This window comes from Eisenbergiella tayi, assembly GCF_001881565.1.
In the GTDB taxonomy this organism is placed as follows: Bacteria; Bacillota; Clostridia; order Lachnospirales; family Lachnospiraceae; genus Eisenbergiella; species Eisenbergiella tayi.
Genome location: NZ_MPDJ01000008.1, coordinates 132,442 through 150,007 on the forward strand (window position 1 = coordinate 132,442; position 17,566 = coordinate 150,007).

10 protein-coding genes are annotated in these 17,566 nt (G+C 50.0%); 9 read left to right on the forward strand and 1 reads right to left on the reverse strand.

Annotation, left to right across the window (positions count from 1 at the left end; all coding sequences use genetic code 11):
• Nucleotides 1–418: 418 nt before the first annotated feature.
• A complete protein-coding gene (locus BLA28_RS25610; protein ID WP_009253536.1) occupies nucleotides 419–1,156 on the reverse strand; it encodes a DeoR/GlpR family DNA-binding transcription regulator in 738 nt (245 codons plus the stop codon).
• Nucleotides 1,157–1,749: 593 nt separating this feature from the next.
• On the opposite strand from BLA28_RS25610, the gene BLA28_RS25615 reads away from it, so the two are divergent.
• From BLA28_RS25615 to BLA28_RS25655, 9 genes are all read left to right on the forward strand, one after another.
• Nucleotides 1,750–3,111: an ABC transporter substrate-binding protein gene (locus tag BLA28_RS25615; RefSeq protein ID WP_069157014.1), complete on the forward strand. Its 1,362-nt coding sequence runs from the start codon at nucleotides 1,750–1,752 to the stop codon at nucleotides 3,109–3,111.
• 137 nt (nucleotides 3,112–3,248) lie between these two features.
• Nucleotides 3,249–4,181, forward strand: a complete 933-nt coding sequence (locus BLA28_RS25620) for a carbohydrate ABC transporter permease (protein WP_009253534.1) — start codon at nucleotides 3,249–3,251, stop codon at nucleotides 4,179–4,181.
• The gene (locus BLA28_RS25625) at nucleotides 4,174–5,010 is read left to right on the forward strand and encodes a carbohydrate ABC transporter permease (protein WP_050018962.1); all 837 of its coding nucleotides are present in this window, start codon (nucleotides 4,174–4,176) and stop codon (nucleotides 5,008–5,010) included. Before BLA28_RS25620 ends, BLA28_RS25625 begins: the two co-directional genes overlap by 8 nt.
• The gene (locus BLA28_RS25630; protein WP_081329947.1) at nucleotides 5,007–5,936 is read left to right on the forward strand and encodes a class II fructose-bisphosphate aldolase; all 930 of its coding nucleotides are present in this window, start codon (nucleotides 5,007–5,009) and stop codon (nucleotides 5,934–5,936) included. Before BLA28_RS25625 ends, BLA28_RS25630 begins: the two co-directional genes overlap by 4 nt.
• A gap of 12 nt (nucleotides 5,937–5,948) precedes the next feature.
• A complete protein-coding gene (locus BLA28_RS25635; RefSeq protein WP_069157015.1) occupies nucleotides 5,949–8,372 on the forward strand; it encodes an alpha-mannosidase in 2,424 nt (807 codons plus the stop codon).
• Nucleotides 8,373–8,423: 51 nt separating this feature from the next.
• Nucleotides 8,424–9,389, forward strand: coding sequence for an ROK family protein (locus BLA28_RS25640; protein WP_044972156.1), 966 nt, complete (start codon nucleotides 8,424–8,426; stop codon nucleotides 9,387–9,389).
• Nucleotides 9,390–9,399: 10 nt separating this feature from the next.
• Nucleotides 9,400–12,552, forward strand: coding sequence for an alpha-mannosidase (locus tag BLA28_RS25645; protein ID WP_069157016.1), 3,153 nt, complete (start codon nucleotides 9,400–9,402; stop codon nucleotides 12,550–12,552).
• Nucleotides 12,553–12,564: 12 nt separating this feature from the next.
• Nucleotides 12,565–15,207 carry a beta-mannosidase gene (locus BLA28_RS25650; protein WP_069157017.1) on the forward strand — a complete coding sequence of 881 codons (2,643 nt, stop codon included), beginning with the start codon at nucleotides 12,565–12,567 and terminating at the stop codon, nucleotides 15,205–15,207.
• Nucleotides 15,208–15,219: 12 nt separating this feature from the next.
• On the forward strand, nucleotides 15,220–17,532 hold the full coding sequence (locus BLA28_RS25655) for a pyruvate formate lyase family protein (protein WP_071699641.1): 2,313 nt from the start codon (nucleotides 15,220–15,222) through the stop codon (nucleotides 17,530–17,532).
• Nucleotides 17,533–17,566 lie beyond the last annotated feature (34 nt).

Genomic DNA, 17,566 nt, shown 5'->3' on the forward strand with positions numbered 1-17,566 from the left:
CTCGCTCGGATAAACACGCAGCGGTACTAAGGCTGCACAGGACGCAGCCTAAGGACCGGCGAGTTTATACGCCCCTTACAGGATCCCCTGTATAGCCGGGCAGGCAGGCGGGGAGACGGACAGCACGAAGGGCCGGAAGCAAATCAGGCGCAGGGGCCGGGGCAACTGTAGAGTATGGCTCTACTACCATTATAAAAGGAATGCTGCACCTACTCAATGTAGTATCTTTGCCGAAAAAAACAGTTCATGTATTATCTTGACTTCTTAAGAAATGAATAGTTCTGTTTGGAAAAGGGAAAACAATATCGTATAGTTTGTGGACGGTAAGAAATGTTATAAATTTATTTTCTGAAAAGAACCGATAGGATAAGAAAAGGCAGGGCATGCTCCCATTTTGGGAAAACAGCCCTGCCAATTTTTATTCGCAGAGAATGAAATTTTTATAGTTCTCAAGATCCTCCGGAATCTCATCGATCAGGATAGGGTACTGATCCAGATTGGCTATCTGGACCATGGTCACAATCCCGTATTTGGTATGATCGATTAAAAAATAAGGCTGACAGGAATTGTTCAGGGCCAGAAGTTTGATAACACGCTCGTTAATATCGTGGTTTGTAATGCCGGAGGTTATGGAAAAACCATTGGCGCCCAGAAAGCACTTGCTGAAATATAAGGTTCGCAGGGTGGTTTCCGTGATAGGGCCGATGCAGGAGTTGGTGGTTTTTTTGATGGAACCGCCCACCATGATGCAGGGGATATCAAGCGCAACCAGCTGGTTGATATGGGAAATCCCATTGGTGAGGACGGTGATATCCTTCCCGGCAAGAAAGGGTATCATTAAGTATGTGGTGCTGGACGGATCCAGAAAAATAGTATCGCCGTCCTCCACCAGCCCTGCCGCTTTTCTGGCAATACGTTCTTTGGCGTCCTTATTCATTTCAAGCTTGGTGAAAATATTGAGCTCCACAGTTTTCGGAGCCAGGCGTACGCCTCCTCCGTGAAGCAGTGTTATCTTTTTCTCCCCTTCCAGCTTAATCAGATCTCTGCGCAGCGTGGAGACAGATACCTGCAGCTCGTTCATGAGAGATTCCACGGTTACTATTTCGTTGTTAGATAAGATTTCCAGAATTTTTTCCTGACGTACAGCGGGAATCATTTGCTTTACCTCATTTCTGTTCAAAAAAGTGAACTGTCATTATACAAGTGCATTATAGCACGTGACGAGCAAAAAATGAATATTTTTTCATAAAAATGTGAAAAAATATGAAATCTAATGAAAAAGAAAGAAGTAGAGTACGTGATTACCAGCAGGGGCAGAGCATAAAGAACTCTATAAAAAGATATGAAATAACACGTAAAAAATATAAATGAGATCACATGGAAAAAAAGTTGTCCGGACGTCAGAATGAATTATGGAAGATTTTGAAAGAATCATGAAAAGTTTATGAACGAATTTGAAAAATGAAAAAAGATATAATGTGAGCCAGGATGATTGATAAATTACTTGATAAAGAAAGTGAAATAGTTATTAATTGTGCAAAATAACTAAAAATGTGAGGCACAATTTATTTATTATCACTTAAATGAGATGATTTATCTATTGCTGTGCAAAATAAATTCAATTTTATATCAAAAATATTCAAAATATATTCAATTATAGGTTGCAAAAGATGAATATATATGATAGTATAATGACACAAAGCAAACATGCTGATGAAAAAACAAGATAAATAAGGAGGAAATGGGAGCATGAAAAAGAAAATGTTGGCAGGCCTTTTGGCAGCGGCAATGGTGATGACGGCCCTGACAGGATGCGGCGCTAAAGACAGCAGCACCAAACCGGCAGCAGAAAGCACAGCAGGTGCAGCGGCAGGAACAGAGCAGAGCTCTGATGCACAGGCGGCGGCTGAAGATAACGGTGAAGTAGTGGAACTGGAATTCTGGGCATGGTGGAGCTCTGATGCGAGAAAGCCTTATGTGGAACAGATGGTACAGGATTTCAACGATTCACAGAGCAAATACCATGTTACCTATGTTGATATTCCCTGGGGTGATATCTTCACCAAAAACATCGCACAGATCGCGGCGGGAAAGCCCTGTGACATCATGGCGAACAGCATGGAAGAAGTGAAATTCCGTGCGCAGGAAGGCCAGGCGGAACCTCTGGACGCTTATCTTACGGACGATGTGAAGAACGCTTTCTATGAGCAGTATATGGATGCCTGCACAGGCGATGACGGTTCCGTATACGCACTGCCTCTTTCGGTAGACACACGCGTTATCTACTATAACAAAGCACAGTTTGAAGAAGCCGGCATCAACGCGGATGAAATCAAAACCTGGGCTGATCTGGAAGAAGCGGCTCATAAGCTTGATGTAAAAGACGGAGACAGGTACTCCAGAATTGGTTTTATGCCTACACTTGGAAACGGCGGCGTTGACACATGGCTGATTAATGCAAACAAGAAACCCTGCTGGTTTGATCCGGAGACGGGGGAGCCTACTGTAAACAGCGATGTGAATAAAGAAGCTTTTGCATGGGTAAGAAGCTGGATTGAATATTATGGACAGAGTACATACGATGAGTTCTCCGCAGCCTTCAGCTCCGGCATGACAGATCCTTTTGCATCAGGCGCGATGTCCATGCTGGTACAGACCTCCGCATATACTTCTTCCCTGGCACAGACAGCACCGGATCTTGATTATGGAATCATGCTGCTTCCTGAATTTAAGGAAGGCAACGGTAATACGGTAAACGGCGGCGGCTTTGTCCTGGAAATCCCCAAAGGAGCCAAATGTCCGGAAGGATCCTATGAATTCATTAAATTTGTGACCAGCTATGATACACAGGATTTCCTGTGCTCAAGCCTTGGAGATTTCTCTGCAAGAAATGACTTTGATGAGAATACCGAATTTTTCAAAAAACCCCATGTGGCTGAGATCGCTGAGGCACTGGAGCAGACCTCCACAGTTATTACCCCTAATGAAATCAAAGGCTACCAGGATGTGGTAAATCCGCTTGTAGAAGAAGGAACACTCGGAATAAAATCTACGGATGCGGCACTGGATAATGCCCAGAAGGCATTTGAAGATTTCAAGGCAAGCAATTAAAGGGAAGATAATTAAATAATAATCTGGCAGTCTGGCTTTATCGGGCTTTTCGGCCGGATGTATAAGAACTACTGAAGGGAAAGGCTCTTACTGACAAGTAAAGAGCCTTTCTTTATAAAGAAAGAAGGGGATGCGGTATGTTTGGTAAGGTACTTGACAAACTTGGCATTAAAACGAGAAAAGGGAAAGAAAATGCATACGGCTATATTTTTATCCTGCCGTGGCTGATTGGTATTTTGTGTTTCACTCTGGGACCTATGATTTTCTCCCTGATTACCAGCTTTACGAATTACAATATGCTGAAGATGGATTTTACAGGGCTGGCAAACTATAAAAAAATGTTTTTCCAGGATCAGCTTTTCTGGAAAGCGTTAAAAAATACATTATACTATGCGCTGCTGAATATTCCGCTGATAACCGCGGGCGGCGTCATTGTGGCGGTTATTCTGAACAAGTCCATTTTCGGATTGAGGACGTTCCGGACGATCTACTACCTGCCCTCCATCATGGTTGGTGTGGGAACCTACTTCTTATGGATGCTGCTTCTGGATCCTGCCAACGGCCTTGTAAACTCCGCGCTTGCCCTGATCGGCATTAAAGGGCCTGCATGGCTGACGGATCCCAACTGGACCAAACCCGCCATTATACTCATGCATTTGTGGGGGCTTGGGGGACAGATGCTTTTATATCTGGCAAGGCTTCAGAGTATTCCCCAGGATTATTATGAAGCCGCAAGCCTTGACGGCGCCAGCGGATTTAAGAAATTTACCAAAATTACGGTTCCGCTTCTTTCCCCGATTATTTTTTACAACCTGACAATCGGCATCATCGGAGCATTCCAGATTTTCCAGGAAGGATATATTTTTTCCGGAGACGGAACGGGAAAACCGGCGGGTTCCCTGCTGTTCTATAACCTGCATCTGTGGAACCAGGCCTTCAAGAATTTTAAAACGGGCTATGCCAATGCGATGTGCTGGTTCCTGTTTGCCGTTGTCATGATACTGACTGTGATAAACCAGAAAATCTCCAATAAATGGGTTTACTATGAGGAGGGAGAAAGCAATGACTAAATCAGTAAAACGAAGAATTACCAATATCCTGCTTTTTGTTATCCTTTCGCTGGGAGCGGTGCTCATCCTGTTTCCCATCGCGTGGATGCTGAGTACGGCATTAAAGTCGGCGCCTGAGATTGCCATGTATCCCCCCAAGCTTCTTCCTGAGAAGCTCATGTTTGAAAACTTTGCCATTGCCTGGAGCAAGGCGCCTTTTACCAGGTATACCATCAATACGCTGATCATTGTATTTTTTACCATCATCGGCAATGTCCTTGTGAACTCCTTTGTGGCTTACGGCTTTGCGAAGATCGATTTTGCAGGGAAGAAATTTCTGTTCAACGTGATTCTGGCTACTATGATGATTCCCGGATTTGTTACATTGGTTCCCACTTACGTTATTTTTTCCAAACTGCAGTGGGTCAATACCTATCTGCCGTTGATCGTTCCGGCCTTCTGCGGAAATGCCTTCCATATTTTCATGATGCGTCAGTTCTACAGGACCATTCCCAATGAACTGATGGAGGCGGCAAGAGTGGACGGAGCGGGTCATTTTTACATATGGGGAAGGCTGATGATGCCTCTTGTAAAGCCGGTTCTGGCTACGGTGGCGCTGATTTCCTTTAAAGGCGCGTGGAGTGATTTCCAGGGCCCTCTGCTTTATTTGAGCGACAGGGCGAAATACACCCTTCAGCTGGGCCTGCAGGTTTTCAAGGGGCAGGGCTTTACGGAATGGAACTATCTGATGGCGGTCTCCTTCCTTTCCATGCTGCCGATCCTTCTGTTGTTCTTCTGCTTCCAGAATTACTTTATTGAAGGCATGAATGTAGGCGGGGCGGTAAAATGATGAAAAAGAGTGACCATATACAGAATGGAGAAAATGAAATGGCTGATATACAGAACCTGACAAAACTTTTAGCAGATGCAAGAGAGAAAGGATATGCAGTGGGTTCTTTCTCTGCAAGATATACAAAATTAATCCGCCCCATTATCCAGGCGGCGATCAACACCAATTCTCCTGTGATTGTACAGCTGTCGGAAAAAGAAGTGATCCGTCACAAAGTGGGCATTAAGGAATTTGCGGATGAATTTTACCGTGTGGCGGAGGAACTGGATCCTCAGATCCCCCTTTCGCTGCATCTGGATCATACGAAGACATTGGATGTAATAAAAGAGGCTCTGGAAGCCGGCTTTACTTCCGTCATGATCGATGCGTCTGAAAAGGATTTTGATGAAAACACGGCCATCACTCAGCGGGTTATGGAAATGGCAGAGCCGTATCATGCCACGGTGGAGGCAGAGCTGGGGAAAATCGGCACCACGGACTTCGCGGAGACGGATACGGATGAAGAACTGTATACCAATCCGGAGGAAGCGGCGGAATTCTGCAGGCTTACCGGCGTGGACTGTCTGGCGGTTTCCGTAGGGACCGCACACGGCGTATATACGGTACGTCAGCCCAAGGTGGATTATGAGCGTCTGGAGGCTATTAACAGGCTGACTGACACCCCTCTTGTCCTGCACGGCGGATCCGGGGTGCCCAGCGAAATGGTGGTGAAGGCGGCGCAGATTCCCACAGGCGGCGTGAGTAAGGTGAATATTGCAACGGACATAGAGCTTGCCATGCTGGCGGTGATTGGCAGGGAAGGCCATATGACAGAGGAAGAACTGAATGCCTGCACGGCGGAGCAGATCGAAAAATCCCGGGAAGCGGTAAGGCTGCTTGTAGAAGATAAGATCAGGAATTACCTGCTGAGTGAAAACAGAGCTTGAGGAGACGGAGAGATGAAGGACAAAAAACTGTACATGATTGGAAATGCGCATCTGGATCCTGTCTGGCTGTGGAACTGGCAGGAAGGCTTTCAGGAGGTTAAGGCGACCTTCCGCTCAGCGCTTGACCGTATGAAGGAAGACAAAGATTTTGTTTTTACCTGCAGCAGCGCGGCCTTTTATGAGTGGGTGGAAAAAAACAATCCGGCCATGTTCGCAGAGATCAGAAAAAGAGTGGAGGAAGGGCGCTGGGAGCTGGCAGGCGGCTGGTGGATACAGCCGGACTGCAACATCCCGTCCGGGGAAGCCTTTGTGCGTCAGGGGCTGTATGGACAGCGTTATTTTCTGGAGAAGTTCGGAAAAATGGCGGTGACCGGCTACAACGTGGACAGCTTTGGGCACAACGGCAATCTGCCGCAAATTCTGAAGAAAAGCGGTATGGACAATTATGTGTTCATGCGGCCGATGCCTCTGGAAAAAGGGCTGCCGGGACGGATTTTCTGGTGGAAGTCCATGGACGGCTCCAAGGTCATGACCTACCGGATTCCCTATGAATACTGCAGCTGGGGCAAGGATCTGGAGAAATATACGGATCGTCTGAAATGTGAGCTGGAGGACGGTGAGGATGAGCTCATGATGTTTTACGGCGTGGGGAACCATGGCGGCGGCCCTACGAAGGAGAACATCAGAAGCATTCATGAGCTGAACGGCAGGGAAGATATGCCGGTAATGGAAATGGAGACCACGGAGAATTTCTTCCGTCAGGTGAAAAACAACGGAAAGGAATATCCGGAATTCATCGGGGATCTGCAGCATCATGCCAGCGGCTGCTACAGTGTGCTTTCCCGCGTGAAGAGGGAAAACCGCAGGGCGGAGGATAAGCTGGTGGAGGCCGAGGGCTGGAGCAGCATCGCCAAAGCCGTGGAAGGACAGCCTTATCCGGAAGACTTTAAGAAGGCCTGGAAGGGTGTCTTATTCAACCAGTTTCACGATATTCTGGCCGGAACAAGCATCCCTTCCGCCTATGAGGATGCTTCTTATCTGTTCGGACAGGCGATGGCGGTGGGACAGGAAAGCCTGAACTACGCCATTCAGGCGATCTCCTGGGATATTGATATCGAAGAAGATGTGACCATGCGCCCGATCGTGGTATTCAATTCCCACGCATGGGAAGGAAAAATGATCATCGATCTGGAGGTGCGCGGCCTCTCCAACGATAATTTTAAATTGACGGATCACAAAGGAAACGGGATCGCGGCCCAGAGGATTCAGTCGGAGGCGACGGTGAACGGGCAGTCCCGCCTTCTTTTTGTGGCAGAGCTGCCTTCCATGGGGTATGAGGTTTTCAAACTGTACCTGAACGTGGAGGATGCGCCCCGGACGGCCGCCGTGAAGGTGACGGATACCACACTGGAAAATGACCGTCTGGCGCTTACATTTAACCCGCAGACCGGATATATGGAAAGCCTTTACGACAAAAAGGCGGATTTGGAGGTACTGCGCAGACAGGGCGGGCGGCTTGCCGTGATCGAGGATAAATACGATACCTGGGCACACAACGTTTTCAAGTTTGACAGGCAGCTGGGCGATATGAAGCAGGTATACAGAAAAGTTCTGGAGGAAGGGCCGGTGCGCTCTTGCATCAGGATCAAATATAAGTATAACCAGTCCTATGTGGTACAGGATTTCCGGCTCTACCGTGATCTGGATTATGTCCAGGTCAAGGTCAGTGTGGACTGGCGCGAGCCTCAGACACAGCTGAAAATCAAGTATCCGGTAAACTTCAATTTCCGCAGGCCCACATATGAAATACCTTACGGCTATATTGAAAAGAGCGCCAACGGCGAAGAAGAGCCCGGACAGAGCTGGTTTGATTTTACGGGAGAACATTTTAAGAAGCCGGTGATGTACGGGCTGGCAATAGCCAATGATGCCAAATACAGCTACAACATGGATATTGATGAAATGAATCTGACAGTGCTGAAAAATTCGGTTTTTGCCCATCATGATCCCAAGCAGCTGGAGGAAGACTGTGAATATCGTTTTGTGGATGACGGACTTCAGGAGTTCACCTATATCCTGATACCTCACGAGGGTTCCTGGAAGGATGCCGATGTGGTAAAGCGGGCTAAGGAAGTAAACGTAAGGCCTCAGACGGTCATCGAGACCTTCCATGAAGGAAAGCTTGCCCAGCGCGGTTCCTTCCTGTCGCTGGAAAGCGATCATGCGGTGATCTGTGCGGTGAAAGAGGCGGAGGACAAAGACGGCGTGATCGTCCGTGCATACGAGACGAAGAAGCAGGCCGGAAGGGCGGTGCTGAAGGTACCGTTTTTAAACAGGGAGGAAGAACTCACCTTTACGCCCTGCGAGATTAAGACCGTGAAGCTTCCCTATGATCACAGCTGCCCGATACAGGAAGTCAATCTGCTGGAATTTTAGAGGTGTCATAAAATCTCTGTGACAGTACAAAATAGGGGAGGCATTTTCAGGATGGAATATCTTGCAGGAATTGATATAGGCGGTACGAAATGCGCCGTGACTATCGGTAAAATACAGGACGATCAGGTGGAACTTTTATGGAAGGAAAAATTTCCGACGCCGAAAGGCCCGCAGGCAGCGGTGGATAAGCTGGTGGAGACTTTGAAACATATGCTCTCGGCACATCCGGAAGTAAAGCTCACGGCTGTGGGAATCAGCTGCGGCGGCCCTCTGGATTCCAGAAAGGGGTTGATCCTTTGCCCGCCCAATCTGCCGGACTGGGACGGCATTGATGTGGTAACTCCTTTTGAGGAAGCCTTTCATGTGCCTGCGGCGGTGCAGAATGATGCCAATGCCTGTGCGCTGGCGGAGTGGTTCTGGGGAGCCGGCAGGGGAACCCGTAATATGGTTTTCCTCACCTTCGGGACGGGTATCGGCGCCGGCCTTATTTTAGACGGAAGGCTCTACAGCGGCACCAACGACATGGCCGGTGAGGTGGGGCATGTCCGCCTTCTGGAGGACGGGCCGGAGGGCTATGGAAAGAGGGGCTCCTTCGAAGGCTTCTGCAGCGGCGGGGGCATTGCCAGATATGGCAGGGAAAAGGTGGCAGAGTGGTGCGGCCAGGGAAAAGAAACGCTGATTTTAAAGCGCGGGCAGTCCATAGAGGAAGTGACTACCCGGGATATAGGCCTTGCAGCGCAGGAGAAGGATCCCCTGGCCCTTTCCATTTTAGAATATACCGGAAGAATGCTGGGAAGGGGAGTCGCCATGCTGGCGGATATTCTGAATCCGGAAGTGGTTGTGATCGGCAGTATTTTCCTGCGCCAGGAGGAAATCCTCCGGGGGCCCATGGAAGAGGTGATAGCCGAGGAGGCGCTGGCGCAGACCCGGCAGTCCTGCAGGGTGGTGCCCGCCGGGCTGGGCGAGCAGCTGGGAGATTATGCGGCGCTGTCCGTGGCCGGAAATCTGACAATATAGGAGAAAAGGTATGAAGGTAAAGGATCCTCATTTTATACTGGAGAAAATCGAAAAATATATTCAGGAGGATATCCGCCCGAGCCGCATCAGGGCGGCGGTGGATCTGGAAAACTGGAAGTATTATGAGACTTCCATGGAAGAGAAAACGGATACTGCCTGTGCGGCTGATTTTGATGACAGCGCATGGCAGGATTTTAAGCTCTGGGATACATGGGGCGGATATGACAGGGTGGCCTGGTTCCGGACGAAGGTGGAGGTACCGGAGGAACTGATAGGAAAGAATCTGGCAGTCCGGCTTTTGGTGGGGCCCAGAGACGGCGGCGAATCCACGGCGGAAACCCTGCTGTATATTGACGGCAAACCCGTACAGGGAATCGATATCTGGCATGAGGAAGCGCTTCTGGAAGAAGCTTTATGCCGGAAAAAAGAAATGCAGATCGCGCTGAAGGCCTGGAGCGGCGTGCTGGTTCCGCCCAGATTCCGCACCTTTAAGCTGGCGCAGCTGTTATGGATAGACGGCAGGGTGGACCGGTTCTGCTTTATGGCCGACACGGTACGCAGGTGCGCGCTTCTCCTGGATGAAAACGATCTGAGGAGAATACGGCTGACAAAGCTCCTGAATCAAACCTTCGAAAAGATTACCTTTTTGAATTTCAAAGAGGAAACCTATTATCAGTCCATTTATAACGCGCTGGACTTTCTGCAGGCAGGGCTGGACGAGATGGGAAGGACGGAGGAGATCAAGCCTGTGGTTTACGGCGTGGGCCATTCCCATATCGATATGGCCTGGCTGTGGAGGCTGTCCGCCACCAGGGAAAAGGCATCCCGCACGTTCTCCACGGTGCTCAACCTGATGAAGCAGTATCCGGAGTACCGGTATATGCATTCTTCCCCGCAGCTGTATCAGTTTTTAAAAGAGGATTATCCGGAGATTTATGAACAGGTGAAGGAACGCATACGGGAAGGCCGCTGGGAAATCACGGGTGGCATGTGGGTGGAGCCGGACACCAACATCCCCTCCGGGGAATCCCTGGTGCGGCAGTTCCTTTATGGGAAACGTTTTATCAGGGAAGAATTCGGAAAAGAAACAACCCTCTGCTGGCTCCCGGATGTGTTCGGCTATTCCGCTGCATTTCCGCAGATTATGAAAAAGAGCGGCATGAAGTATTTCATGACGACCAAGATTTCCTGGAATCAGTATAATCATTTCCCTTATGACACGTTCTGGTGGAAAGGGATTGACGGTTCCGAAATCTTCACCCATTTTATCACCACGCCGGAGGATGGTTCCTGGTTTTACACCTATAACGGGCACATGGATCCGGAAGAGGTGACAGGGGTATGGGAAAATTACAAGGATAAGGATAAAAATGACGAGCTGCTTATCGCATACGGATGGGGCGACGGCGGAGGCGGCCCCACAAGGGAAATGCTGGAGCAGAGCAGAGTGATGAAAAATATCCCGGGAATCCCCAGAGTGGAGATGAGTTCTGCGGAGGGGTATTTCCGGAGGCTGTATGACCATGCGGATAAGGAAAATCTGGGGAAATGGGACGGGGAACTCTATTTTGAGCTGCACCGCGGAACCTATACCTCTCAGGCGGAAACGAAGCGTTATAACCGCAAAACAGAGATCCTTCTTCATAATATAGAGCTGCTGGCGGCGCTGGCCCATCTGGATGGCGCGGCGTATCCCAAGGAAACACTGGACGGCATATGGGAAAGGGTTCTGCTGAACCAGTTCCACGATATTCTGCCCGGCTCATCCATCAGACAGGTATATGAGGATACGGCCCGGGACTATGAGGCCATTCGGGAAAAAGGAGCGGTGCTTTTAGAGGAAGCGAAGGAAAAGCTCTCAGAGAAAATCCGGGTGAACAGGAACAGCGTTGTTCTGTATAATACGGCGGGGTATGAACGGAGCGATTATGTTTGCATCCCTTACAGGGGCGCAGTGGAAAGGGATACCGTGCTTCTGGATGAGGACGGGCCGGTTTCTCAGACGGCAGGAGAAGACGGGATTCTGGCTTATGTGGAGAAGCTTCCGGCCTTCGGATACAAGACATTGCAGATCGCAGGGCAGGAGGCTGCCGCAGATGTCGGGGAAAAACGGGTATCGGTATGCTGTGATGCGGTGATCAGTCCCTTTTACCGGATCACCTTCAATGCCAACGGCGAAATAGAAACCTTGTATGACCGGGAAGCGGAAAGACAGGTGGACTGCGGACGTCCCATGAATGTATTTGCGGCTTTTGAGGACAAACCCCAGCGTTTTGATGCATGGGATGTGGATGTTTATTATAAAGAGAAGCCTTATGCGCCCTTTGTCCTGACCAAAAGAGAGGTGGTTTCCCAGGGAGAGACCGCGGTAATCCGTTCCTCCTGGAAGTTCAACAGGTCCGTCCTGACACAGGATATGATTGTCTATGCCGATGACAGGCGGATCGACTTTGTCACCACCGTGGACTGGAAGGAAAAACAGGTTTTCTTAAAGGCATATTTCCCTGTGGATGTCCATGCGGGCAAAGCTTCCTATGAAATCCAGTTCGGCAATATCAGGCGCCCCACTCATACCAATACGGAATGGGATTTTGCGCGCTTTGAGGTGCCGGGACACAGATGGGCGGATCTGTCCCAGGGTAATTATGGCGTGGCGATATTAAATGACTGCAAGTATGGCTATGACGTGCATGAAAACGTGCTGGGCCTGTCCCTGTTAAAATCGGCGGTAAGGCCGGACGAGACAGCGGACCGGAAGGTGCACCATTTCACATATTCGCTCTATCCGCACAGAGGCACGGCGGAAACGGCCGATGTGACAAAGGCTGCCATAAATCTGAATATGCCGGTGCTGACACAGTGCGTGCCGGCTGCCGGACAGGGGGAAAGCTTTGTACGGTCTTCTTTTGTACATACGGACTGCGGGCATATTCTTCTGGATACGGTGAAGCTGGCAGAGGACGGAAAGTCCTGTGTGGTCCGTCTCTATGAATATAAAAACTGCAGCGATGACAAGGCAGGACTGTTCTTTGACAGAAACCTGAAGCGGGTGACGGAAACCAATCTGTGTGAAGAAGAGGAAAGGGAAATTACTGTAAACGGGAACGGCATTGCCTTTGCCATAGGATGCTACGAAATCAAAACCTTTAAAGTGTATTTTTAAGCAGGAGCCGATATGAATATTTCACTGTCAGGATTACATTGGGAAGTAAAAGGATACTGGCCGTATGTGCCGGAAAAGGAGAAAAGCATGGAGACCGGCCAGACCCTGCATGGGGTGACGGACTGGCTTCCGGCAAAGGTTCCGGGAGGGGTGCACTATGACCTCTTCCGGGCAGGCCTTATCGAGAATCCTTATTATGGAAAAAACAGCCTGCATTGTGAATGGGCGGAAAACCGGTGGTGGATGTACCGCGCCGGTTTTCCGTCAGTTTTCAACGGCTGTGATCTGGCGAAAGAGAGAGTGAGGCTGACTTTTGAAGGAGTGGATTATGAAGCCTCCATTTTCTTTAATGATCAGCTGTGTGCAGAGCACAAGGGCATGTATGAGCCTTTTTCCATAGATCTCACCGGAAGGATCCGGGAAGAAAATAAGCTGGTGGTTCTTTTAAAGGGAATCCCTCAGGAGATGGGGCAGATCGGTTATACCTCCAGGACGTTTACCCAGAAGAGCCGGTTTAACTATAAATGGGATTTTTCCACAAGGCTGGTGAATATCGGTATCTGGAAGGATGTCGTGCTGGAGGTTCCGGGACAGGCAGAGCTGTCGGATCTGCATTTGGATACCGGCTATTATGAAGAAACCGGGAGGATTTATGTTTCCGGACAGGGGCAAGATTACAGAAACTGCCGGGAGACGCCTCTCTGGGTGAGGATCACGGCGGAAGATCCAGGGACACGCTGCAGCGGGGATGCGGAGCTTATACGAGAGCAGGGCGCTGGAACGGCGGGAAGAACAGCCGGAAAAAGGGACGGTATCAGCAGGACGGTTCCCCTTTGTGATGGGCGGTTTGATACCGTCCTTCTGGTAGAGGATCCGCTTTTATGGTATCCCAACGGCGCGGGCCCCCAGTATTTATACCGGATCCGGATAGAACTTCTGGAGGAAAAAGACGGACGGGAAAACGTGTTGTATCAGACGGAAAGAAATACGGGCATCCGCAGCCTGAAAATGGTGCATAACGAGAAGGAGCATGAAAACGCGCTGCCCTATACCTTTGAGGTGAACGGACGAAAGCTGTATATCAAAGGGGTAAATATGACACCCCTGGATCATATATATGGAAACGTGACAAAGGAACAATACGGCTATATGGTATCTGCCATGGTCAACGCGGGGGTGAACCTGGTGCGTGTCTGGGGCGGCGGCCTGATCGAAAAAGAGGAATTCTATGATCTCTGCGATGAAAACGGGATTCTGATCTGGCAGGAATTCATCCAGTCCAGCTCCGGCATCGACAATAAGCCGAGTGAACAGGAAGAGTTTCTGGAGCTTTTGAAGAAAACCGCAGAATGTGCGGTAAGGGAAAAAAGAAATCACGTTTCCCTAGCGGTTTACAGCGGAGGAAACGAATTGATGAAAGCGCCGGACAGGCCGTGCGGGATGGAAAATAAAAATATTGCCATGCTGGAAGAAATCGTGCGCAGGCTGGACGGGCGCAGGGCTTTTCTTCCTACTTCGGCATCCGGCCCCAGGGAATTTGTCACTTCCGAAAAAGGGGTGAGCCATGATGTTCACGGCAGCTGGCGTTATGAGGGAAATCCCGGACATTATGTGCTGTATGGGGAGTCTGACAGTCTGTTCCACAGTGAATTCGGGATGGATGCGGCAAGCTGTGAAAAGAGCCTGAAAAAGTTCCTGCCCCGGGCTTCCCTGCATCCGACCCCCATGTCCCAGGATCCCTGCTGGCAGCATCACGGAGAATGGTGGGGAACCTATTTCCGGGATTGCGAAATGTTCGGTTCTATAGAAAAGACACCTGAAAACCTCGGGCTTTTCACCAGATGCAGCCAGTACATGCAGGGGGAAGGGCTGCGCTTTATCCTGGAGGCGGACAGGAGAAGAGCCTGGCAGAACAGCGGAACCATCATCTGGCAGCTCAATGAACCATGGCCCAACGCTTCCTGTACCAATCTGGTGGATTATTACGGGGAAACCAAAACAGCCTATTACCAGGTGAAGAGAGCCTATGAGGAAAGACATGTATCCCTGGATTACCGGACACTCACTTATAAAAAGGGAGAAAACTTCTGTCTTCCGTTTTATGTTTCCAACAGCGGGGAAGCTTTTTCGGGAAAAGTGAGGATACTGGTCAGGAGTCTTTCCGGAAAAGTAATATCCGAAGACAGCCGGAGAGCTGAAATACCGGAAAACCGGAGTATACAGGCAGGAATAACGGAGGGAACAGTACCGGAGGAAGCGTTATTTTTTGTCACTTTATATCTGGAAGAAGAGGGCAGGACTCTTTCGGAGAATACATATATGTTCGGCACCCGGGAAAAAGAAGTGTTTGCCCCTCTTTTCAAGAATACAGGAAGGGCGGAACTCAAATCAGAAAAATGGGAGACATGCAGAGACGGCAGACAGTGTGTAAAAGCCACGCTCACAAACACCGGAGATAGAGCCGTGCTGGATGCGGGTATTGCCCTCGCGGGAAATCAATATTACCTTCTGGGCAGTGACAATGACAGGGTGCTGTTCCCGGGAGAAGAGAGGACTTTTTCTTTTGTTCTGATACCGAAAAAATCCGGAGGCTTTTCGGAGAGTGAAAACTATGACGGCAGCGAAGTGCCGAAGCTGACAGTACATTGGCTGTGAGGGGAGCTTTTTATGGCAACGATAGCGGACAGATGTGATTTTACGCTGGAACTGGAATTTACAAGAATATACAGGGAGAATGCCGCCGCCCACCGGGCGGTGCGGGAGGCCAAATGCCTGGCCTGGCAGCTGCCGCGGATCATCCTTGATATCGATGAGGATGATCTGGTGCCGGGAGGCTGCCATTATGGAGCGGTCGGTTTTTCCAGCCAGATCGGCGGATTCCTGTACTATGCACATGACAATAAGATCCGGGAAGAAATAGACAGAAACCGGGATCGTCCGGAATATTGCCGGCAGCTGGAGCAGATGAGAAGCTTCTGGCAGGAAGAGGACTGCAGGCACCGGCTGCGGCAGCGCTACAGCCCGCGGCAGCTTCTTGCCATGCCCACGGATGACTGGGAAGGGGAAAAAGCGATAACGTATCCTCTTTACCGTATCGCGGGAGGGATCCTGGATTTTCAAAAGCTGCTTTCCCTGGGGCTGCCGGGACTTAAGGCGACGGCGGAAAAAAAGTATAGTAAGACGAGGCCCGGCAGTGAAGAAGCAGGCGTGTATGAAGGAATGCTTTTGTGTCTGGAGACGCTGCGCGGGATCATGGAGATTTATGAAAAGAGGGCGGCACAGAAGGCGGATTTGATCGGACAGCGGGAGAATACGCCGGAGAACAGGAGCGCTTTTTTGCGGATGAAGGCGATTCAGGAAGCCATGGCGTCCATTCAGAGCAAAAGACCGGAACATCTGCTGGAAGCGGTGGAATTGTTCTGGATGTATGTGCTGGTGTCTGAGGTTCGCAATTATGGCCGGATCGACAGCTATCTGGGCCGTTTTTATGCGGATGATATTGACAGCGGATATCTCACGCAGGAAGAAGCGGATACCATCATACAAAAGCTGTGGGAACGGATGGGAAAACGGCGCACCATTACCGACGGCCGTATTTTTATCGGCGGCAGGGGACGGGAGCAGGAGGAAAAGGCGGACCGCCTTGCCAAAGCCTGTATCAGGGCCACAAGAAAGCTGAAAAATCCGGATCCCCAGCTTTCCCTGCGTTTTTACAAGGGAATGGATCCCGAAATCCTTCAGATGGCCTATGATGCTATTGGAGAAGGATGCACCTATCCTGTTCTGTACAGGGATGAAACCGTGGTTCGGGATGTCTGCAGGGCCTTTGAGCTTCCGGAGGAAACGGCAGTACACTATGTACCCTATGGCTGCGGGGAATATGTGATAGACCATGCCGGGTTTGGTACGCCAAGCGGCGTGATCAACCTGATGAAGGGGCTGGAACTGTTTTTATATACTCCCGGGGTGCAGAAAGAACCAGACGCGGAATACCTGCAGGGAGAAGAGGGAGAAAAGCGTTTGACGCTGCTGCGCAGGGAAGCCGGAATTACCCGGTGGGCTGAGGAATATGAAACCTTTGAGCAGTTTTATGAAGCCTATAAAAAATGGATTTCCTTCCATATAGAGGTGATGGCGGAGCAGGAAAGGATGGAATATGATTTTGCGGGGGAAGTCTGCGGCCTGTCTTATCTTTCCATGCTTTATGATGACTGCATGGAACGGGGAAAGGGAATTTTCTCCGGCGGCATACGTTATCTGGGCGGAACGCTGGAAAGCTACGGTAATGTGAATACGGCGGACAGTCTCACAGCCATCAGGAAGCTGGTGTATGAACAGAAGCTGGTGGGATGGCGCGAGCTTTTAACGGCATTGGAAGCGGATTTTAAGGGATATGATCTGCTTCGGAAGCGACTGAAGCGCTGTCCGAAGTTCGGCAATGATCAGGAAGAGGCGGACGGTATGCTGAAAAGTCTGCACCGGTTTGTCTGTCTGACCGCAAAGGCACAGGCAAAACGGGTGGGGCTGGACAGCTATCTGATCGTAGTAATCAATAACAGCGCGAATACTTCGCTGGGCCTTCTCACCGGCGCTGGCGCGGACGGAAGGCATGCCTTTGTGTCCATGGCGAATGCCAACAGCCCCCAGGCGGGGGCCGATGAAAACGGGATCACGGCGGTGCTGAATTCCATGCTGCAGGCGGATACGGATATCCATGCGGGGGCCGTGCAGAACATTAAGTTTTCCAAAGAAACCTTTAATGAATCCAGAACTGCGGCGGTGAAAGTAATGGAAAGCTACTTTGAACGCGGCGGTGCGCAGCTGATGGTCACGGTAGTGGGACGGGAGGATTTGGAAAACGCTAGGAAGCGCCCTCAGGATTATACAGGGCTTCTGGTACGGGTAGGCGGTTTTTCCGCACGGTTCGTCGAACTGTCTGAAGAGGTGCAGGAGGATATTTTGAGCCGCAGCTGTTACTAAACCATTACAGGATGTATGACGGCATACGGCGGCT